13 protein-coding genes are annotated in these 20,906 nt (G+C 41.3%); all 13 read right to left on the bottom strand.

What is annotated here, in order from left to right:
* Positions 1 to 29: 29 nt before the first annotated feature.
* Complete coding sequence (locus MKX60_RS08425; RefSeq protein WP_341059509.1) at positions 30 to 1,733, bottom strand: sugar ABC transporter substrate-binding protein; 1,704 nt, start codon at positions 1,731 to 1,733, stop codon at positions 30 to 32.
* Positions 1,734 to 1,848: 115 nt separating this feature from the next.
* Positions 1,849 to 3,387, bottom strand: a complete 1,539-nt coding sequence (locus MKX60_RS08420; protein ID WP_149645044.1) for a response regulator transcription factor — start codon at positions 3,385 to 3,387, stop codon at positions 1,849 to 1,851.
* A 15-nt stretch (positions 3,388 to 3,402) separates the two neighbouring features.
* Complete coding sequence (locus MKX60_RS08415) at positions 3,403 to 5,208, bottom strand: sensor histidine kinase (protein ID WP_076285332.1); 1,806 nt, start codon at positions 5,206 to 5,208, stop codon at positions 3,403 to 3,405.
* Positions 5,209 to 5,236: 28 nt separating this feature from the next.
* Positions 5,237 to 6,766, bottom strand: coding sequence for a response regulator (locus MKX60_RS08410; RefSeq protein ID WP_341060284.1), 1,530 nt, complete (start codon positions 6,764 to 6,766; stop codon positions 5,237 to 5,239).
* Between the two features lie 193 nt (positions 6,767 to 6,959).
* Entirely contained in the window at positions 6,960 to 8,024 is a 1,065-nt protein-coding gene (locus tag MKX60_RS08405; RefSeq protein ID WP_341059508.1) for a bifunctional transcriptional activator/DNA repair enzyme AdaA, read from the bottom strand.
* A 7-nt stretch (positions 8,025 to 8,031) separates the two neighbouring features.
* On the bottom strand, positions 8,032 to 8,820 hold the full coding sequence (locus tag MKX60_RS08400) for an isocitrate lyase/PEP mutase family protein (RefSeq protein WP_341059507.1): 789 nt from the start codon (positions 8,818 to 8,820) through the stop codon (positions 8,032 to 8,034).
* A 159-nt stretch (positions 8,821 to 8,979) separates the two neighbouring features.
* Positions 8,980 to 9,906 carry an EamA family transporter gene (locus MKX60_RS08395; RefSeq protein WP_341060283.1) on the bottom strand — a complete coding sequence of 309 codons (927 nt, stop codon included), beginning with the start codon at positions 9,904 to 9,906 and terminating at the stop codon, positions 8,980 to 8,982.
* Between the two features lie 243 nt (positions 9,907 to 10,149).
* Positions 10,150 to 12,813, bottom strand: a complete 2,664-nt coding sequence (locus MKX60_RS08390; protein WP_076285301.1) for a copper amine oxidase N-terminal domain-containing protein — start codon at positions 12,811 to 12,813, stop codon at positions 10,150 to 10,152.
* Positions 12,814 to 13,003: 190 nt separating this feature from the next.
* Positions 13,004 to 15,061, bottom strand: a complete 2,058-nt coding sequence (locus MKX60_RS08385) for an iron ABC transporter permease (protein ID WP_076285335.1) — start codon at positions 15,059 to 15,061, stop codon at positions 13,004 to 13,006.
* An 8-nt stretch (positions 15,062 to 15,069) separates the two neighbouring features.
* The gene (locus tag MKX60_RS08380; protein WP_076300386.1) at positions 15,070 to 16,092 is read right to left on the bottom strand and encodes an ABC transporter substrate-binding protein; all 1,023 of its coding nucleotides are present in this window, start codon (positions 16,090 to 16,092) and stop codon (positions 15,070 to 15,072) included.
* Between the two features lie 205 nt (positions 16,093 to 16,297).
* Positions 16,298 to 17,137 carry a BglG family transcription antiterminator LicT gene (licT, locus tag MKX60_RS08375; protein ID WP_076285303.1) on the bottom strand — a complete coding sequence of 280 codons (840 nt, stop codon included), beginning with the start codon at positions 17,135 to 17,137 and terminating at the stop codon, positions 16,298 to 16,300.
* 277 nt (positions 17,138 to 17,414) lie between these two features.
* On the bottom strand, positions 17,415 to 19,280 hold the full coding sequence (locus MKX60_RS08370; protein WP_076285304.1) for a beta-glucoside-specific PTS transporter subunit IIABC: 1,866 nt from the start codon (positions 19,278 to 19,280) through the stop codon (positions 17,415 to 17,417).
* Between the two features lie 208 nt (positions 19,281 to 19,488).
* Positions 19,489 to 20,901 (bottom strand): glycoside hydrolase family 1 protein, encoded by a 1,413-nt coding sequence (locus MKX60_RS08365; RefSeq protein ID WP_076285305.1) that lies wholly within the window; start codon positions 20,899 to 20,901, stop codon positions 19,489 to 19,491.
* Between the last annotated feature and the right edge of the window lie 5 nt (positions 20,902 to 20,906).

The raw sequence follows: 20,906 nt of genomic DNA, 5'->3' as shown, positions 1-20,906 counted from the left end.
CCACTTTCTGATTTTTAAGCAAGCTCTAACTATTTAACACTCCAAGTATCAAATCTCCATTTAAGCTGTTCATTGATTCTGTCTTCGTAAGCTTTAATATCCGCTTTATGAAGTTCTCCAACAAATTCAGTCCAAACTTTATCGAAATCGGAAGGGCTAGCCAAGATTGCTTTTGGCAGGTACTTGGTCTTAACTTCTCCCATCTTCGTATCGGCAATTTTTGCTGGAGAATTTTCAACAAGATCTATCGACCAAGCAGGATAAGCCACTGGGTTCGGTCCAGGCTTACTGAAGAAATCTACATAACTGTTGAATCCATATGCGTCAAGAACTTCCTTGTCATACGCTTCCAACCCTGCTTTATATTCTTCTGGTTGGGCTGCCGCATCCGTTGAGTTACCGTCTGCAAAGTACCCTTGCATTTTCGGAGCGGTAGCATACCAAGCTTCTGCTTTGTTACTTAGCTTCCATGTAGCATCAACTGCGTTATCCCGTTGCTCCTGGTTTCTTATAAAGCGACCGTCTACCACTTGATAATCTTCGCCTTCAATCCCCCAAGTGAGGGTTCTTTGCCAATCTTCTTGAATCAATGTGTCCATAAGTTTAAGGATTCTCACTGGATCCTTAGCATTGACAGTAATCCCGAATCCATTATTCAAGTTAAGAGCAGGACGATCCAGATAATAATCTTTGGTGTTAGTATCATACACAAGAGGCAGACCTACATAAGTGCTCATATCTTTCCCTTGTGTCTTGAGTGAATCTTCTGCTTTACCAAAGTTCCAGTGCTGATCAAACATTCCCAGTACGGCTCCGCTAGACAATTTAGCTAAATATTGGTCATAATCCATTACAAATGCTTCTTTATCAATAATACCCAACGCATTCATATCATTAAGTTTTTTATAGTACTGCTTTGCATAGTCTTTATCCGCAAAGATTTCTGCTACGTTATCCTTAACTACTACTCCGCCATCATTAGGATGACCGATCAGATGCTGAGGAGCGTTAAACAATCCCCAGTTTCTCCAGTCTTTGTTATGAATCTCAAACCCAATTGTTGGTTGACCATCAATGGTTGGATTTTTCTCTTTATATTTCACGATAAGATCGAAATACTCGTCCAAAGTTTTAACCGTTGGATAACCGGCATCTTTAAGTACAGCTTTCTGAATCCAGAAAGCTGGGCCAGAGTAATAGGTTGTATTCATCTCACCATTGTACGCACCATAGTTTGGAAGTGTATAAATGTGTCCATCATTGGGATCCTTCATCATGTTCCAGTAAGCTGCGTAATGCGCTTTCAAATTCGGAGCGTGTTCTTCAATTAAGTCCTCGAGAGGAATAAATGCACCTGCTGCCGTCAGTTGGGTATTGGAACTCATCAGATCTGGATAATCCGAACCGGCAATCATAACGCCAAGCTTCTGTTTAAGGTCTCCAGCCAAGAATTCAAAATTGAATGATGCGCCTGTTTTTTCTTTGATCATCTTGTAAATTTTGTTATCTGGTGTGGGTTGCTGACCTGCTTCTCCAAGAAAGATACTAACTTCAAAAGGCTCTACCTTCTTATCATCGGTTCCAGTTGCAGTTGCAGCTGTTGTTTCTGCCGGTTTGTTTTCCCCCTTAGCAGTATTACCGCTGTTATTTCCACCGCACCCTGCTAGAGCAAAACTTAGGGATAACACAGCAATCAGACTAAGTTTGAACTTTGATATTGACTTGCCCCCCATAAAGCACCTCCATATTTTGTTGGTGTAACCATATTGTAAGCCCTTACAAGTTAAATTATAGAGGTGATGATGCCATTGATAATACACCAGAACTAAAGGTGTACCCCCAAAAAGTTTAGGTATTCGTATGTTTAAATTCATTAGGGCTCATCTTCATCTTCTTTTCAAATTGTTTGAGAAACTGACTATAATTGGAATACCCTACTTTCTCGGCGATCTCACAGTTTTTCAGCTTATTGTGTTGAAGTAAACGCGCAGATTCCTTAATCCGGAGGTCATGCAGCTGCTCATTAAAATGAATGCCATTCTTCTTGATCAATAATTGTCCCAGATACACTGGATGCAGGAAGAATACCTCCGACAGCTTTTTAATTGTAAGATTTTCGTGATAATGCGCTTCAATATAGTTGTTGATTTCCTGTACAATCCCCTGTGATTTTTGGATTTGTTCTTTTAGAAGAATATCAATACTCGCCTCACCACATGATAAAAGATTACGCATTAAATCGTTCAACTTCATCATCGAGTCCCGCATTTCGGGGATTGTTATTTGGGTTAACAAGGAGGATACCTGAACTTCACTAGCTTTCGAAGTAAACTCAACGATCTTATACATAATATGAATAACGATCTTCTTCACAACCTCTGGAGCGATGCGCATCTCACGAAAACTGCGAGAGGCCAAGCCCACAGCTTGTTTAAAGCCTTTTATGTCCAGTGTGTTAATGGGTCTCATTAAGTCATCCATCAGTTGAATTTGATCATAGTGATAGCTGAAGGGACTATCTTTGGTTCCCTGATAGGTCAAGAATCCTGAATGATCCGAATTATAAAAATAATACATTAACGCTTCTTTCGCCGTTCGGTAGCTATTCGCAATTTGAAGCAAAGAGCCCTCGCTATCACCTACTGCAATATACATGGCTTGCTTAGGGTGTTCATTCAGCAAGGGAGCTACTGCAGGATATATTGCGGCACCCTCATCAGACTCCGAAGGATAGCCGTATACGATTCCAAAGCAAAAAGCCTCCAGATCGATCAGAAACATCGATTCCGTATTCGTTAGGAGAGCTACTGCTTTCTCTCTGATTTCCGTATACATCGTCGGGTCTGTCTGTAGTAAACAAATATTCCAAAGGCTTTTGCCTTCCGATAGACGTGTAAGAACTGTAAAGTCTGACTTATCTTCTGCCTTCTCATTCAGAATGCTCTTAAGAAGAGAGACAACTTCCTCTGAGTTTGCCATTTGATTTAAGCTTCGCTTCTGAGTTTCCTGTTCTAATTCCCGATATATCTCCTTCAATTCTTCTGACGCCTCTTCTTCGAAAAGCGGTTTCATCAGATAATGGTTAATGCCATAACGTATAGCTGTCTTAGCATATTCAAACTCACTATAACCGCTTAGTATGGCAAACTTAATCGGTTTAGTCTCCTCTTGCTGCCAGGCGGAAACCATTTCCAGACCATTCATTAGCGGCATATTTACATCTGTAATGACAAGATCCGGCAGTAGCTGCTTTATTAACTGTAAGCCCTCTTTGCCATTACTGGAGGTTCCACATACTTCAAAGCCAAGCGCCTGCCAGTCTATCCATAGCTGCATCCCCTCAAGAGCACTAGGCTCATCATCGATCAACAATACTTTGTATTTCATAGGCTCCCTCACTTTCTAGCTATTTTTTCGTTCCAGGAGCTTTAGCGGAATGCCAAACGTGACAACAGTCCCTTCATTCGGGACACTGCTGATTTCAAAGCGAACCTGATCTTCATAATATAGTTCCAGTCTGCGATACACGTTGCGGATTCCGATATTCGTTCCTGAGGAGGCTTCTTCATTTTGAACATTAAATAAAATTTCTTTAAGCTGGCTTGGTTCGATCCCTTTGCCGTTATCTGAAATCGTAACTTGCAAACGACCATCCTCGATTTCCGTCTTTACTTTAATGATACCGAGTCCTTCTATGGCCTGCAGACCATGCTTACAGGAATTTTCTACTAACGGCTGCATGCTTAGCTTTGGAATTTTATATTGCAGCGACTGCTCATCGATCTCAAATTGATAGTCAAATTTATCTCTGAACCGGAATTTTTCTATTTTCAGATACATCTCAATGAACGTCATTTCTTCTTCCAATGTAACGAGATCTTCTTTCCAGCTAAGTAGTCTTCTGAGCAACTTGGATAAACTCTTAATGATGTCTGTAACGTCCGAATAATTATTTTTGGTACAGACCACTAAAATGGCATTTAAAGTATTGAAGAGAAAATGGGGATTCATCTGACTTTGCAAAAAATTCAGTTCAGCCCTTACTCTTTCCATCTCCAGGTTATTCTTTTGAATCTCTAGTTTGTATACATCGTTAATTAGAGAATTAATTTTAGTGGTCATTCTATTAAAGTTGTGAATCAAGTCACCAATCTCATCTTGTCCTTCATCGATTTGAATCAGATCGAATTTCTCATTCGTTACTTTCTGCATATGCCTAGACAACCGTTTCACCCGATAATTGTACGATCTTAACATCACATATAAAAAGGCGGTTGTGAGCAAGGTGACAATGGACGCCAAAATACCCGCATAAATTCGAATCTCCATAATCGCCTGAGCAATACGCTCCCCTTGCGTAACCCCTATAATTCGCCAGCTTTTTATATAACTAGCCCCGCCAACGGGTACAATATGTATGTCTTCCTTGTGCTCATCATCCTGAAGCTCGAACACAGGATAAGGATCCTTCGTACCCCTCTGATACCCGCTCTGAGCAGACATAATGATTTCATCCTGCCCGTTAACCAGGTAAAGACTCAAATAATCCTTTTCTCTAATTATAATGTCATATATTTTACTGAGATCCAGGTCAATTCTAAGCAGCTTCTCATAGGTATTCAGTGAGCTGTATACATCCATTCGCTCAATTACACTTAAATACGGGGCATTAGAAGCCACATTAGGCGCTGCGCTCATTTGATAAGCAGCAAGAAACATATGTTTATTCGCAGCACTGAACTGCTTATACCACTCACTCTCCCTTACCTTGTCCGTGATGACCTGATAGTTACTACCGGAAACTATGGAGTCATTATTCGTAAATACAGTAATTCGTTCAAGTTGATTGTTAACTGGCATATAACTGTTCATCCGATCTCGAAGCTGTTCGTCGAAGGTGTCATAAAATTCAATCAAGTTCCCATACCTCCGCTCTAGCAATTCATACAGATTCTTATCCGAGGACAGCGTATAACTAACTGCTACTCCACCCTCAATGAAATCTTGAATATCCTTTCTGGCCCTCTCTAAAGAGATTTCTAAGTTTTGCTGTTCTCTGGATTTGATCAAATCGGAAATCCGATCCAAGAAAACAAGGTTAATAATAATAATAGGGAGTAGAACGCCTATAACGTAAATGAGGGAAAATTTATAGTTCAGTGGAATGTCATTCACTACTTTTCTAAATCTAAATTTTTTTCTCTCCATACGAAACACCTTGCTTCCCCTAGAGCTATTAGTTTTTATTTTCATTTTTATAAACCGATGGGACTACCCCTACAATCAGCTTGAACTTATCAATAAAATAGTCTGTGTTTGAGAATCCCACCTGCACCGCAATATCCGATATTTTCAGCTGCGTTCGCTTAAGCAGACTTTTGGCTTCCTCAATCCTTTTGGCATTTAAATATTCACTAAAGCCCTGCCCCGTTTGTTTCCTGAATAGCTGTCCCAAATAGGTAGAATTGATATGAAATTGCCGTGCTAAATCCTGAAGCTTCAATTTATTCCGAAATTCACGATCCACACACTGAATCACCTTGTAAATCGTATTTTGTTCATTCTGCTGCTCTAATTCAGATAGATAGACCGTCGCCAGCATACATAGACTTTGAACATAGCGGCTTAATGCAAAATAATCATTTAATTCCCCTAAATTTCCATATTCTTGCTGAATCTTTATCATCATCGTATTTGGAGTACCATTCATTTGAGCTATAAGTGTACAAATTGTAAGCTCCAAATGAGCCACTTGGGCTTGCACGATTTCAATCGTCAACAGATTCTCTACGAAAGAGGCGAACGCTTCTTTTACACAAGGTTGTATCTGTTCTAAATCATTTGCCAGGACCTTATCCAGCAGCTGTTTGAAGTGATCCTTATGGTGTTCCTTCTTCTTTAGAACCCTAAGCTCGCTATAATAAAAGATCCCCCTCTTCTGCTGATGTGTCTTTCGTTTCCATACATCAAGTGCTTGCATATAGATTTCTCGAATCGAACATATGCCTACCATTCTAGTGCTAATCGCCAGGAGTACCGGTTCATGTAAATGTTCAGCGATATCCGAACGAATCTGGTTGACGATAGCGTCCAGACTCTCATTCCCAATAGAAGCAGACTCAAGAATGATCCCTGTTCTTCCCGACCGATCCTGAAAGAAACGGGTACATTCCTTGGGAAAATAGTCGACGATCCGTGAATGCAATGGATTGATGGACATGGCTGGTTCGATAAGAATACACATTATCTCTGCATTCGCTTGAAGCTTCAACGTGCTCTGGGTTAGAAGCTCTAAATTTTCGTTATACTCGCCTTGTATTAGGCGGTTGACGATATTATTTACGACAAAGAATTGCTTCTTATCAAGCTCCTCATTGGAAGCGATTTCATTTTGGATCATAGGCGTAATCCTGCTTAATAAGGACTCTATTTCTTCATCATCAATAGGTTTTAATAAATAGTCATTCACTCGTTGCTGCAATGCCGTACGTGCATATTTAAAGTCATCATACCCAGTCAATACCACAAATTTCGGAGGCTTTGTCATCACTTCATTCAATTTTGCGATAAGCTCGAGACCGTTAATAACCGGCATATTAATGTCCGTTAGGACCAGTTCCGGTTTATATTCTTGTATAAGTCTCAATGCTTCTGAGCCATTATGGGCTTCCGCGCACACTTCAAAGCCATATTTTTCCCAGTTAATCATCGTTCTCAGCCCTTCAAGCACCCAGGGCTCATCATCCACGATCAGAACCTTCAGCATGATGTTCACTCCAATCTCCTAAGATAAGGCTCGCTTTCTTATGAAAATATATATTATGCTAACACAATTGGATATTGTTGTGAATTCATAATTTTCCCTTCTTTTGCTTAAAACAGTACTTTTAAATCTGGTAAAAGCATAAAAAAACGACGTATCCAGACTTTCAGACACATCGAGTTCAGTATGTTTTTAGTTAATAAGCTACCTTCGAACTAAGGTTGTTCTCGTGATTGATTAACCATTCTTTTCTTGCAATGCCGCCGCCGTAGCCCCCTAATTCACCATTACTATTAATCACGCGATGACACGGAACCAAGATCGATAATTGATTCGCTCCATTAGCTCTGGCTACAGCTCGACAAGCCGAAGGGTTGTTTATATTCTCTGCAAGCTCCTTGTAAGAGACCGTCTGGCCTACAGGAATTCTTCGAAGTTCATTCCATACCTTTTGCTGAAAATCAGAGCCTAAATAACGAATCGGTGATTTAAACACCGTAAGTTGCCCTGCGAAATAAAGAGTTAATTCCTCTTCAATTTGCTCTAGCACCGGTACTTTTTCAGGCAAAACAGTTGCATTCAAGCGAGTACGTAATTTCTTAATTTCGTTTTCAAGTCCCTTTCGATCCACAAATTCCAGCAGTAAAAGGCACTCTTCATCTGAGATCGCAAGCATAGACCCTAATATCGTTTCTATCCAGGTACAGTACAGCACTTTAATCTGCTTGGAGTGATTCGGGACCGTTCCCATCGTTCTTGAAAAAGCATCCCTAAACCCATTACTCGAATCATACCCGCTGTCCAGTTGTACGTTTATGATAGAATCCCCATTCCTGATATGTTTGAATGCCAGCCCTAAACGTCTGGAACGTGCATATTCAATAAAGGTCATCCCAAATTGCTTCTTAAATTGCCGGCGTGCTGTATTTGCACTTATCGACAGCTCATCAAAATCTTTATCGGTCCATTTTCTTTCCGGATTACGCTCAATAGCTTCGACAAGAAGCTTTACTTCTAAGGACATTTTCGTGGGATTAGACAAAGGCTGGCATCTTTTACAAGGTCTATAAGACGCTAACAAAGCTTCTTTGGCTGTTGCGAAAAACTCACAATTTTCTTTATAAGGCTTTTTAGCGGGGCAAGTTGGCCTGCACATAATACCTGTTGTTTTTACGCCGACAAAAAATACACCTTCATAATTGGAGTTTTTTTCGACTAACATCTCATAATATTTATCGATTTGCTGTTTATTCGTGATCATAGTGTCGTTAGCTCATTTCTAAATAATGTGCAGGTAGCTGCAGAATGGCCCGAGCATCTTCTTGAAGATTATGCTGTGCTTGAAAGTAACTATATGGACCATAGCTAATTCTTTTTACGCCAAGCTCCTGCAATTCAGCATTTGAAATCATACCATCCATCACCATAACATTTACAGGCAGTGGTGACTGCTGCACAAAATATTCAATCAAGTTTCGATCGGTGAGTCCCGGTATAAAAATTCCATCCGCTCCAGCAGCAGCGTAAGCACAGGTACGCTCAATTGCTTCATTCACTAAATCCAAAGAATGCTTCCCATTTTTGAAAAAGAGATCGGTTCTGGCGTTAATAAACACCTTCTTCTGAAGTTTGGCTGCCACTTGCTGTATAGTTCGAATACGATGACTTTGTTCCTCGATTGCCCATAATTCATCGTCCGGATGATTCACCTTTTGATCCTCAAAATTAATCCCACAGATGTCTAGCTGGAATAATTGTTCTATGTTATTGGCTAAGGACTCTTCATTTACAGCATACCCACCTTCAATATCTACCGTCAATGGCACAGATACATGTTCTGCTATTCTCGTAACAGCCCACAGTAGCTGCTCAAATGAGAGCTGTTCACCATCCGAATACCCCCATGCATCCGCCATAGCGAAGCTGCTTGTGGCTATAGCCTTTGAACCGGCTTTTTCTATCGCTTTAGCCGAAGCTACATCCCAGCAGTTATATAGCATTAGCGGATTTTCTTGATCGTGCAAAGACTTAAAATAGTCATAGCCATTTCTGTTCATCAGTGGTCATCTCCATTAAATAGAATAGCACCACTATATAATAGACAATGATTCGCCATACCAGAAAAATTAACACCAATCTTTTTTCGCAAAAAAAAACACCGATTGATGATCTCATCCTATAAGGACCTGATCATACCATCGATGTTAGTATACAGTTTAAAGTTCTACCTTACGGAGTGATGGTTTGGAGGAAGGTTTAGGTGACTTTTTCCCTGTTCGCATCGGTATGATTTGTGGTGCAGCAATTCCGATCAGAACAACGAAAATTCCAACCCAGCGAAGTAGGGATACTTCTTCTTGCAGGACTAACACGGAGGCTACTACAGCTGCCGGCAACTCCGCCGCTCCAAGAATCGTTCCCAGACCTGATCCCAGTTTCGGAACACCAATAGAAAAGAAAAGCACAGGAATAACTATACCAAGCAACCCTAAAGGAAGACCATACTTCCAAAGTCCATCTGTAAGTGCTCCGTCATAAATAAAGGAAGGGGAAAAAACAACCATAATAATAACCATTGCACTTGTAGTCATATACAAGCTTTTATTCACAGCAGGTACCTGAGTAGCCACTCTTCCACTAACAAAAATATAAAAGGCAAACGACACCGCAGACATCAAACCGAAAACAATACCACTCGTAGTCATTTCGCCTACACTAGGTTCTAGAATCCCCCCAGCTAATATGGTTCCTATCAAAAGAATAACCATTGAAATTATTTTCTCTCGACTAGGCCATTTTTTATCTACAACAGCCTCCAGAATCACACCAATCCAAGTAAATTGGAATAAGAGAACGATCGCAATCGAAGCAGGTAATTGTTCGACGGCAAACCCATAGAAAATCCCCGTCATACTAATGGTAATCCCCGCGCCTAATAACGAAGCACCTACCTTTAATCCGAGTTTTTTCCGGGAAAATAATACAACTAACAAGAGCAGCATACACCATCCAAAAAAGTATTGCGACCCGACCAGTTGCTGCATTCTAAATCCATCGTTCATTCCAAGCTTGACGATCGTTGACAGCGATCCATAACTACATGCTCCTATAAATACTAGTAAAGCATATTTGAGTAACTTCATATTCATCGTAATCTTCTTTCCTTTCTGTTGAACCGTCCTATTGAACCGTCCAAATCACATAATAAAGCCCCTTGTCATCTAAATGACAAGGGGCGACTGAAACCAAAGAATACATCTTTGACAAAATTCCGCCACTCCATCCACTGGATAGAGTTTGGTTTATTTACTTATAACAATACGAATTATAATATGATAAATCACACAGGGTGTCAACTTGAAATGTTTACAATAACTTTATTTCGGTTATATTTCAAACTCTTCTGTTGAATTTGAAAGACCACCATTCTGTACACCACTATTATTGGCTACAGCAAGAACATACACCTTATATTTGACACCTTTAACAATTGCATTGCCATTAACATCCCTTGTCGCAGTGAATGTTGAAGGATTCGTCCCGTTAGGGATTACCGACGAATAATAAGAGGAATTCACCGCAAGAGCATCCGCCGTACCAAACCCTTGTTTAGACGGAACCACCAATACTCGGTATTCCGAAATATTGCTCTCATTGGCGGATTTGTCGAAACTGATCAGGATTCTACCATTGTCCTCTCTATACGTTACATTTGTTACAGAGATCACCGGACTTTTATTCGTAGATAACGTAATGGCTGATGATTCCCCAGAAATTGCATTTGGACCCGCATAATTTCCGTTGCCGACAGATAATACATACACTTTATAACTAATTCCAGCCTTTATTAAATTACCACGTACGTCTCTGGCGGAAGAATCTAATACTTGACTGGTACTGCTGCCTGATGTACTTACCGAGGTGTAATTAGCACTGGATACATTATTTGCATCAGACAGGCTAAAGCTGCTGTAATCAGACGTAGGTACCACCATAATCCGGTATTGGTTGATGTAAGTTTCATCTGTGGCGTGGTTAAACGATACCTGCAAATCCCGGCCGTCGCCGTAGTCTTTAACATCGCTAACATTCAAGTTTGTAACAGCCTTTAGGCTGGAATTATTAAACAATGTAATTATCGGTGAAGCGGAAGAGAGCTCATTAGAATCCGAATAACCTCCGCTTCCAACAGATAACACATACACTCTATAGCTACTACCACTCTTAATCAGATCACCGAGAACATCTCTAGTTGACGAATACAAGACCTGATTTGTAGAAGACCCACTTGTACTAACAGCTGTATAGTTGCCACTTACTACATTATTAGCTGCGTATAAATCAAAACTGCCATAATATGACGTCGGAACTACCATAATTCGGTACTGACTGATATAGGTTTCGTCCGTTGCATGAGTAAATGACACTCTCAAATCTCGGCCATCTCCATAATCATAAACATCACTGACACTCAAGTTAAAGACTGTGCTCACACTGGAATCATAAATTAATGTAATTACTGATGAAGCATTCGAAAGAACATTCCCTCCTGAATTACTTCCGCTTCCAATAGATAAGATATATACTTTATAGCTGACTGCATTCTTTATCAAAGCTCCACGTACATCTCTGGCTGACGAGCTCAATGTTAGGCTGGTTGAAGTACCATTTGTACTAGCCGCTGTATAGTTGGCATTTGTTACATTATTGGCTTCGGCTAAACTAAAGCTACTGTAATATGACGTTGGAACCACCATGATCCGGTACTGGCTGATATAGGTTTCATCCGTCGCATGAGTAAATGACACCCTTAAATCTCGGCCATCATTATAGTTGCTGACGTCGCTGACAGTTAAGTTAGAGACACCTATGTTGGTCAGTGTTATTGCAGAGGAAACAGAAGACAATACATTATTAGCTGCATTACTGTTATCAATCGCCATAACAAACACTCTATAGCTTACGCCTGTTTTAAGAAGTGCTCCGTCTGTATCTCTGGATGCTGAAGATAAAATTTGAGTGATATTATTCCCTGTCTTACTGACTAGCGTGCTGTTCGCACTAGATACATTATTGGCTGTGCTTAAATTAAAATTCGAATAATTATTACCTTTAACAACGAATATCCGATAAGAACTTATCTTCGACTCATCTGACAGCTTATTGAAGCTGACCGATAAATCTCTTCCATCCCCATAATCACTTATATCATTTACTTGTACATTATTTATTGCTGTTACAGTCTTATTCACTAGTGTTATAGAGGAGGACCCAATAGAAAGTGCACTGGTATTACTTCCTTTGCCAACCGTCAAGACATACGCCACATATGCTTGATTATTCTTAATTGAATCACCATCGATAGTCCTCGTGCCAGACGTCAACTTGACCGAAGGATTCGTACCTGTTGGTAATACAGTAGAATAATTATAAGAAGTTATCGTTTGTGCAGAAGACAAGTTGAGAATATTCCCTGATTTCACAATTAGAACACGGTAATGATCCACTAGTGACTCATTTGCCGCTCGAGTAAAGCTAACCTGAAGATCACGACCATCCCCGAAATCACTTACATCCTGCGCTATTACGTTCGATACTGGACCAGCATTTCCAACGTTCGAGGCTGAAGTCGTTATCGTTACAACCTGCGTCTTGGGGTTCCAGCCCACTTCATGGCCCAGTGCTTCACTGACGAATCTTGTTGGAACCATCGTTCTGCCCTTCAGATTCAAACCAGGCACGTCTAGCGTTACAGCCTTATTGTTAATGGTTGCTGTCTTTGAGCCAATCTTTAACATAATCGTTGTATCATCTTTAGTTGCCGTTACAGTTTGTGCTTTTTGATTCCACTTGATGGTGGCATTAAAGGCTTCAAAAATAGCCCGCAGCGGCACCATCGTCCGCCCGTTCACCATCACGGGTGCTTGATCTGTTGACAATCGAACCCCGTCAATAATAATACTGATCGGAGTAGCAGCCTTCACAGAGGATTGAAACATCATCGGAATGACTACTAAAACTACTAAAATTGAAATCCATAACTTCTTCACAGATCCACCCTCCTGGAATGACGAATACATTTTTTACCTACTCATTTGACGCTTCTAAGTATATAAAAGTTTCATGATTTATAGGTTACAAAAAAATAATCTTGACACCCATCACCCCATGATGAAAGACGAGCTAAGCACTCAGAGAAATAAAAAAGAGAGAGCAGTATTTCCACTCTCTCCCCAAGGTTTACACCTTTCTAACCTGAGACCGATACATTAAAAATAGGAAATACGGAGCTCCGATCAACATAATAATAAGGCCTGATGGGATTTCTTTCGGTGCCATAATGGTTCTTCCCAGCGTATCCGCAATCACAAGCATTAATCCACCAAGTAATCCTGACAGAACAATGGATCGTCTCGTGTGATGCCCAATCATCATCCGTACAGCATGCGGCGCCATAAGTCCGAGAAACCCAATGGTTCCTACACTTGCAACGGCTCCCGCTGCAAGCATCACACCGATAATCATCGCCCAAAGCCGAGTTCCGCGAACGGGTAAGCCCAGACCTGTTGAACTCTCATCGCCAAATGCTAGTAAATCGAATCTACGTCCTAAATAATAAGCAAAAGGAACGAGTACAATCAGGAAGATAAACAAGCTATTAAATTGATTCCAGCTTCGTCCGTAAGTCGAACCCGTTAACCAAATTAAGGAGCTGCTGCTCCATAAACTGCCCTTGACGATCATGACCTGTATTCCCGCAGAAGCAATTGCTGATACTGCAATTCCAAGCAGGATAAGGACAGATGGATTCAAGGCTCTACGCCATGCCATAACAAACACAAAAGCTGCAGCCAAAGCACCACCCGCAATTGCTGCAATAGGGACTGCTAATACCGTCAATGCCGGAAAAGCGACCATTACGGTTAACGCCCCCAATCCAGCACCCGAGGTCACACCAATAATGGAGGCGTCAGCCAGCGGATTTCGGACAGCGCTTTGAATCAAGACACCGCTAATGGCAAGCGCGATACCGCCTCCAGCCGCAACGAGTGTACGCGGAAGCCGTAAATTCAGCAGGACGGAATAAGATCCATCTCCGCTGTGGATAAGACTGCTCAGTAGCTCACTAATCGGTATTCTCGTTCCCCCAAGTGACAAACTCACAAGGATAACCGCAACGAGCAGTACGGTCATGGTTATCACCGCCGGAACAAAGCGCATCCGAAGCGCTGTTCCACCTATATTCATAGATGACTGACCTGAGCCTGAACCCGATATATTTTTCATCTTGGTTAGCACCAGCCATATGAGCCAAGGTGCTCCAATAATCGCCATAACCGCCCCAACTGGCATCTCACCTACACTGCTACGAACCATACGCGCAAGCGTATCCGCTGCCGTAATGAGCAGTGCTCCCCACAGCGCACTTGCAGGAATGAGCAGGTGATGCTTTCGAATACCGCTAAGCCGAACCAGATGAGGAGCCACCAGACCAACAAATCCAATCGGACCGACCACGCTGACCACGACTGCAGCCAACAATACAGATAAACCTAGACCTAACCCCCGTGCCAATCCAACACGTTGCCCGAGTGAACGAGCAGTGGACTCATCAAGCTCCAACGCATCAAACTGCCTACCTGCGAGCATAGCTGCTATTAGCAATGGAATAACAAAAGGCCAGGCATACTTAACACCGTCCCAATCTAGCTGAATCAGTGAGCCTGAGCCCCATAAAAATAGGTTTTGCGTTTCGTTCTTGTTAAAAATATGTAGGGCCGATGTAAACGCGCCGAGAACCATAGACACGATCATACCTGACAAAGCTAATCGGACAGGCGTGGCCCCCTTACCACCACTCAACAAATAGGCAGCCAGTGCAGCAAGCAGCCCCCCTGCTACTGCAAGCAAAAATGGGAACTCATGCTGCAAAGCTGGAAAAGTAACCATACCTAGGACAACCATAAAATAAGCTCCAGCATTAATCCCCAATGTATCTGAGGAAGCAAGCGGATTCTTCGTTATCGTTTGCAATAATGCTCCAGCCGCAGCTAGAGCGGCCCCAGCCAGCAGGCCAATTACCGTACGCGGCATCCGGATATCCCAGAGCAGATTATGTTCCATCACATCCTGGCGATTTAGCAATCCCTCCAATACCGTAGCTGCAGGAATTTTGGCTTCGCCGAAACCTAGGCTTAGAATGGACAGAACAAAGAGGACGGCAAGGCCGCCCCCAAATATTCCAATGATTCGCCAAGTCATTCCACTTGAGGCTTCTTTGCTGCTCTTCCCGTTCATAAAAGCACTCATTTCGTTAATGTATTTACTACTTCATCCACGATAACTTTGGAGGAAATCGGACCGCCAAACACCCAAGTAGTACTGCTCAATCCGAAGGTACGATTTTCTTTCACAAAGTTAAGGCCGTTCCACACGGAGTTATCCTTCAGTTCTTTCGTGAAAATATTATCATCCTTCTGAACGATATACATCAGGTTAGTATCCTGAACAGCCGGCAATGCTTCAACTGTTGATGTAGTGAAGCCGTAAACTTCGAATTTTTCGGGTTTCCAGTCGTTCTTTAGACCAATTCGATCCAACGTTTGAACAGCCAGTGAGTTGTCTGTAAAGAGACGCAATGTTGCTGCATTCTGATAGCTGTAAGCTTGCGTCAGCACGTAATTCAAGCCTTCTTTACCTGCTTCAGCCAGCTTTGCCTTCGCTTCCGCATAATGTGCATCCAGGTCAGCAAGAACCTTATCGCCTTCCGCGGTTTTACCTACAGCCGCTGCAATTGTTTTGAAAGTATCTTCCATCAACGTATACTGATTGCCTTGTCCTTCTTCCGGATACAGACCGAAAATCAGTGTTGGAGCGATGCCTTTTAATTGATCATAAATTCCTTCGTGTCCGCCCGTATTCGCAATAATCAAATCTGGCTTTAATGAAGCAATGGTCTCTAGATCCGGCTCATCACGTGAACCAACATCCGTTACGCTTGCATCGAGTGGCACTTCAGAAGTTACATATAACTTGTAATTTTCGTTATCGGCATTCCCCACCGGCTGCATTCCGAGCGCAATAATATCTTCCGTAAATGTCCACTCCAGAACTACAACCTTTTGCGCAGGCTTATCCAGCTTAACCTCGCCTTTAGAATCTTTTAATACGATCGGACCGCTTGTAGATTCACTACTTGCGTTTTCAGAAGCTGGTTTGTCATTTGCTCCCGTGTTTGATGTTGAATTATTCTTTTGGTTAGTACCACAGCCCGATACTACCAATATGATAGCAATAACCATAAATAAACTAATTAACCTTTTGTGCATTCTCTTTATCCCCCTGTATATAACGCTCGAAGTTATATTCTATGATAATTGTTATCATTCTATTGATAATGATTATCATAGATAACATAATAGTTATCTTATACGTGATTCCACCGAAAGTCAAAGTTAAAATTTAATATAGCTGGACTTTTTACTAAAAAAAATCCTAATAAATCAAGGGCTTCCTTGATCATTAGGATGTTTGCTACTCCATTTTTTGGTTTGTAATTCTTTCAATGTGTATGGTGAGATACAGCATTTCATCATTTGTTAATTCACGATTGTATGTTTTATCAATATATATTTTTATTTTCTCAACGCTGGCGAAAGCTTCTTTGTATTGCTCCTTCACTAAATTAAATAGGCCATTCTCATTATCCGGCGGTGGAGTGCCATTAATGAGACGTTGGGCAAAAAATTTCAAGTGAGTGATAAACCGATAATAAGCGAGGGACTCCTCATCATACTCTAGTCTAAAATGATGCTTCACTATATTTAAGATGTCATTCATAATCTTCGTAATATTGACCATATTCGGCATCTCTTCATTCAGTTCAGCATTCACCAGATGGAGAGCAATATGTCCAGCTTCATCCTCGGGAAGCATAATGCCAAACTTTGAATGAATAATTTGAAGTGCAGCTTTCCCAACCTCATATTCTTCCTTATAGAACTTTTTGATCTCCCAAAGCATGGCGTTTTTAATCTTCATCCCTTTTGAGAATCGCTCTAACGCAAAGCTGATATGATCGGTCAGACTGATGTAGATACTATCATCCAGCATTTTACCTAGATGCAGCTTGGCGAAATTGATAATCTCTTCTGAAAGCTCCATATGCTCTATTGGAATCTCAGAAAGCAGTGTTTTTAGCTTATCTGAAAGCTTTTGATTGCTTAAAGTGAAGATCTTTTCAATTTTGTCTTCTTCTAGATAGTCCCCTTGTTTTTTCTTAAAGGCAAGTCCTCTTCCCATGACTACCAGTTCAAAATTAAGATCATCTATGACAGTAACAACATTGTTGTTTAACACTTTTTCGATCCGCATACGGCAACCCCTTGTACCAGAAATTAAAAAAGGCAAAACCAAAAGTAACCATTAACAAATGGCTAAACTTCGGGTTTTGCCTGCACGACCAGTAACAATCCACAATTATTAATTTATAAAAATCATACCATGGACTTATTTAATCGACAAGCATCTAACAATCCTTTCCATTATGCGCAACTAGCTATATTTTTATAATGTTTTTCATAAAAAATCGACCTCTCAGCATCCATACTAAGAGATCGATTTCGTGTTAATTCTTATGGCCTGCACTAAATCAAACTACAACAGTCATCAAATCTTCGCCCGGTTTGATGGCCGCTTTCTTGGTGCCAATGACATCACTATAGTTAGCTGTATTGGTAATAATGATTGGCGTTGTGCTTTGATAGCCTTCATTTTTTATTTGTTCGAGATCAAATTCAATCAGTAAATCCCCCTGTTTAACCGTTGCTCCTTCTTCCACTTTCACATCAAAGTATTTCCCTTTTAACTTCACAGTTTCTATACCGATATGGATCAGAACTTCAACGCCATCATCCGATACGACTGCAATACAATGACCTGTTCTGAAAATGGTGGATACAACCCCACTTACCGGGGAGTACAGCTTACCTTCTGAAGGTTCGATTGCCATCCCCTTGCCCATTGCTTCAGAAGCAAATGCAGCATCATCTACTGAGGATAAAGGGATTACGTTACCAGCTAGAGGACTTACAATAGTTGTACTTTTCACAGCGTGTGGGAGAATAACTTCGCTCTTTTCAGTATTCGTCTTTTCTTCTACACCATTCGATATTTCTTCCACAGCATTCGCTTTCTTTTTGTCTTCAAAACCAAAGAACATCGTAATCACCGTAGCCAATATAATCGTCCCAAGAGCTATGATCGCTTGAATAGCCAAAGGTGAGAATGCAGGAAGACTTAATACGCTCACAAATGCGAATACTTCCATTTTTACACCAGCAAGACCTGACATCGCTCCACCTAGACCACCGGCAATAGATACATAAATAAAAGTCCGTTTGTAACGTGTCAACAATCCGTAAATAATAGGTTCAGTTACCCCTGAGAGCGCGCCAGGTAAAAAGGTACTTCCGGCCAATGTTTTCAACTTTTTGTCTTTTGTTTTCAAGAAAATCCCTAAGGCTACACCAAGTTGGGCGAAAATAGCCATACCTGCCATTGCATAGATCGGATCTCCACCCTTAGCAATGTTTTCAAGAATAATCGGAACGAGTCCCCAGTGCAAACCGAGCACGGTCAGGTACGTCCAGGAAATCCCCACAATTGCACCCGTAATAATACCACTCTTACTGCTGAGGAACACAATAGCGTCTCCGATTAAGTTCCCTACATTTACTCCAAACGGTCCGAAAACCAAAATGGTCAAAGGAACAATCAACATCAAACATAACATAGGTACCAAGAACAATTGTAAATCCTTGTGTATAAATTTTCTTAGTTGCTTATCTAGTAAAGCATATATACAGATGGCGATGAAAATCGGAAAAACGCTCGATGAATAATCCGACATTACTAAAGGAATACCTAGGAAATGTGGAGATTCAACACTAGCTAATCCCGTAATATTAGGTTCGAGTAAAGCCGCACCGATAGCGCCCCCTACATAAGCATTTACACCAAGTCTAATCGATAACGTAATGCCCAGGAAAATTGGCAGAAAGTAAAACACAGCATTACTAGCGCCGGCTAATACTTTGTAAGTCTCTCCATCCGCCGCTAAAATATTTAACGAAGTCAGTACAGTTAACAGCGCTTTCAACATACCTGCACCCGCTAAGGCACCAATTAAAGGCGAGAAGCTTCTAGAAATCACATCAAAAATCAGGGTTCCTATAGGTTTCTTAACCGTATTATCGCCAGAATTACTACTAGGGGATATGGATTTGCTTATCTCTTTATAAACATCAGCAACATGGGTACCCACAATAACTTGGAATTGTCCCCCTTTGCTAACTGCACCAATAATCCCTTCCATTTTATCCAGCTTTTCTTTATCAACTTTCTGTTCATCATTAAGCGTGAATCTTAGTCGAGTAGCACAGTGAATTACGTTGTTAATATTTTTCTCTCCACCGACAGATTGAATGATGTCTTTACCTAGCTGTTCATAACTCATTATCCTACACCCCTTTGGTAACCGATATATTAATCAATCGAGAAGGAATGAACGCAAAAAAACCTAAATCACATTCATGCACGAGAGAAAAATCTCCCGTAAACATAAATGAAACTTAGGTTTTGCCTGCTATGCAGTAGCAATCCTGATATCCGATTAATTGTTATTTACAAATTAACATGTTCAATTCATGATGTCAACCGACATCCTAGAACAGGTTCTGTCCATTTGATTCAATCACTTCTTTGTACCAGTGGAAGGACTTCTTCCGGTATCGTTCAAGAGTACCTGAACCATCATCATGACGGTCCACATAAATGAAGCCATAACGTTTCTTTAGTTCGGCGCTCGTTGCGCTAACCAAGTCGATGCAGCCCCAGCTTGTATAGCCCATGACTTCCACTCCGTCGGCAATAGCCTCCGCGACCTGAACCAGATGATCTCGTAAATAATTGATCCGATAGTCGTCGTTTATTACCTTTTCGCCGTTCCCATCTAATACCAGCTGATCGACAGCGCCAAGACCATTTTCCACGATAAACAGCGGTTTCTGATATCGGTCGTAGAACATATTCATAACATAACGCAAGCCTTGTGGGTCGATCTGCCAGCCCCATTCGCTCGCTTCCAGATACGGATTAGGCACCCCACCCAGCAGGTTCCCTTCTCCTCTGATCTGTTTCTCTGGATCAGCCGTTTCACAAGTGCTCATATAGTAACTGAACGATATGAAATCCACAGTATGCTTCAGAATCTCTTCGTCCCCTGGTTCAAAATGAATGTGAATCCCATTTTCTTTGAAGAACCGCTTCATATAGCCAGGGTAATACCCTCTAGCATGAACATCCGCAAAGAACATATTTTTGTGATCACTTTGCATTGCCTTGATCAAATCGTCCGGATGCGGAGTGAGCGGATAAATCGGCATACTGAGCACCATACACCCGATTTGGAAATCAGGATTGATTTCATGGCCGATTTTCACAGCCAGAGCACTTGCTATGAACTCATGATGAATAGCTTGATACAGATCCTGCTTACTCAATTTCTCTAACGGCGTATTGATCCCGCCACTCATAAATGGGAACTCAAGAATGGAGTTAATCTCGTTAAAGGTCAGCCAATATTTAACCTTGTTCTTGTAACGATTATATATCGTTCTCACATAGCGCTCGTAAAAATCCACCATCTTACGGTTAACCCATCCATCATATTCTCTTGCCAGATGTAGCGGAGTTTCATAATGGGAGATAGTCACCAGTGGCTCGATGCCGTATTTATGACACTCATCGAATAGGTCGTCGTAAAACTGCAGACCTTTTTCATTGGGCTCCAGCTCGTCCCCTTTTGGAAAAATCCGGGACCAGGCAATGGACGTCCGGAATACTTTAAAGCCCATTTCCGCGAACAGCTTAATATCTTCTTTATATCGGTGATAGAAATCGATACCTATTAACTTCATATTATCTTCGGTAGGTACCTCTGTAGGCGCAGACTTAATTCCCTTCGGCATAACATCTTGGGTGGACCACCCTTTACCATCTTCCTGATATGCTCCTTCAAGCTGGTTCGCTGCTACAGCACCGCCCCATAAGAATCCTTTTGGAAATTGCAATTCCATATTTT

Source organism: Paenibacillus sp. FSL R5-0914 (assembly GCF_038004525.1).
Classification (GTDB): domain Bacteria; phylum Bacillota; class Bacilli; order Paenibacillales; family Paenibacillaceae; genus Paenibacillus_AQ.
This window is presented reverse-complemented; position numbering and strand designations above follow the sequence as displayed.

Excerpts from the sequence above, each read along its gene's own strand:
- MKX60_RS08410 (WP_341060284.1), bottom strand. The coding sequence starts at position 6,766 with ATGCTGAAGGTTCTGATCGTGGATGATGAGCCCTGGGTGCTTGAAGGG.
- MKX60_RS08425 (WP_341059509.1), bottom strand. The coding sequence starts at position 1,733 with ATGGGGGGCAAGTCAATATCAAAGTTCAAACTTAGTCTGATTGCTGTG.
- MKX60_RS08400 (WP_341059507.1), bottom strand. The coding sequence starts at position 8,820 with ATGAACAGAAATGGCTATGACTATTTTAAGTCTTTGCACGATCAAGAA.
- MKX60_RS08405 (WP_341059508.1), bottom strand. The coding sequence starts at position 8,024 with ATGATCACGAATAAACAGCAAATCGATAAATATTATGAGATGTTAGTC.
- MKX60_RS08395 (WP_341060283.1), bottom strand. The coding sequence starts at position 9,906 with ATGAAGTTACTCAAATATGCTTTACTAGTATTTATAGGAGCATGTAGT.
- licT (WP_076285303.1), bottom strand. The coding sequence starts at position 17,137 with ATGCGGATCGAAAAAGTGTTAAACAACAATGTTGTTACTGTCATAGAT.
- MKX60_RS08385 (WP_076285335.1), bottom strand. The coding sequence starts at position 15,061 with ATGAACGGGAAGAGCAGCAAAGAAGCCTCAAGTGGAATGACTTGGCGA.
- MKX60_RS08420 (WP_149645044.1), bottom strand. The coding sequence starts at position 3,387 with ATGAAATACAAAGTATTGTTGATCGATGATGAGCCTAGTGCTCTTGAG.
- MKX60_RS08415 (WP_076285332.1), bottom strand. The coding sequence starts at position 5,208 with ATGGAGAGAAAAAAATTTAGATTTAGAAAAGTAGTGAATGACATTCCA.
- MKX60_RS08365 (WP_076285305.1), bottom strand. The coding sequence starts at position 20,901 with ATGGAATTGCAATTTCCAAAAGGATTCTTATGGGGCGGTGCTGTAGCA.
- MKX60_RS08380 (WP_076300386.1), bottom strand. The coding sequence starts at position 16,092 with ATGCACAAAAGGTTAATTAGTTTATTTATGGTTATTGCTATCATATTG.
- MKX60_RS08370 (WP_076285304.1), bottom strand. The coding sequence starts at position 19,280 with ATGAGTTATGAACAGCTAGGTAAAGACATCATTCAATCTGTCGGTGGA.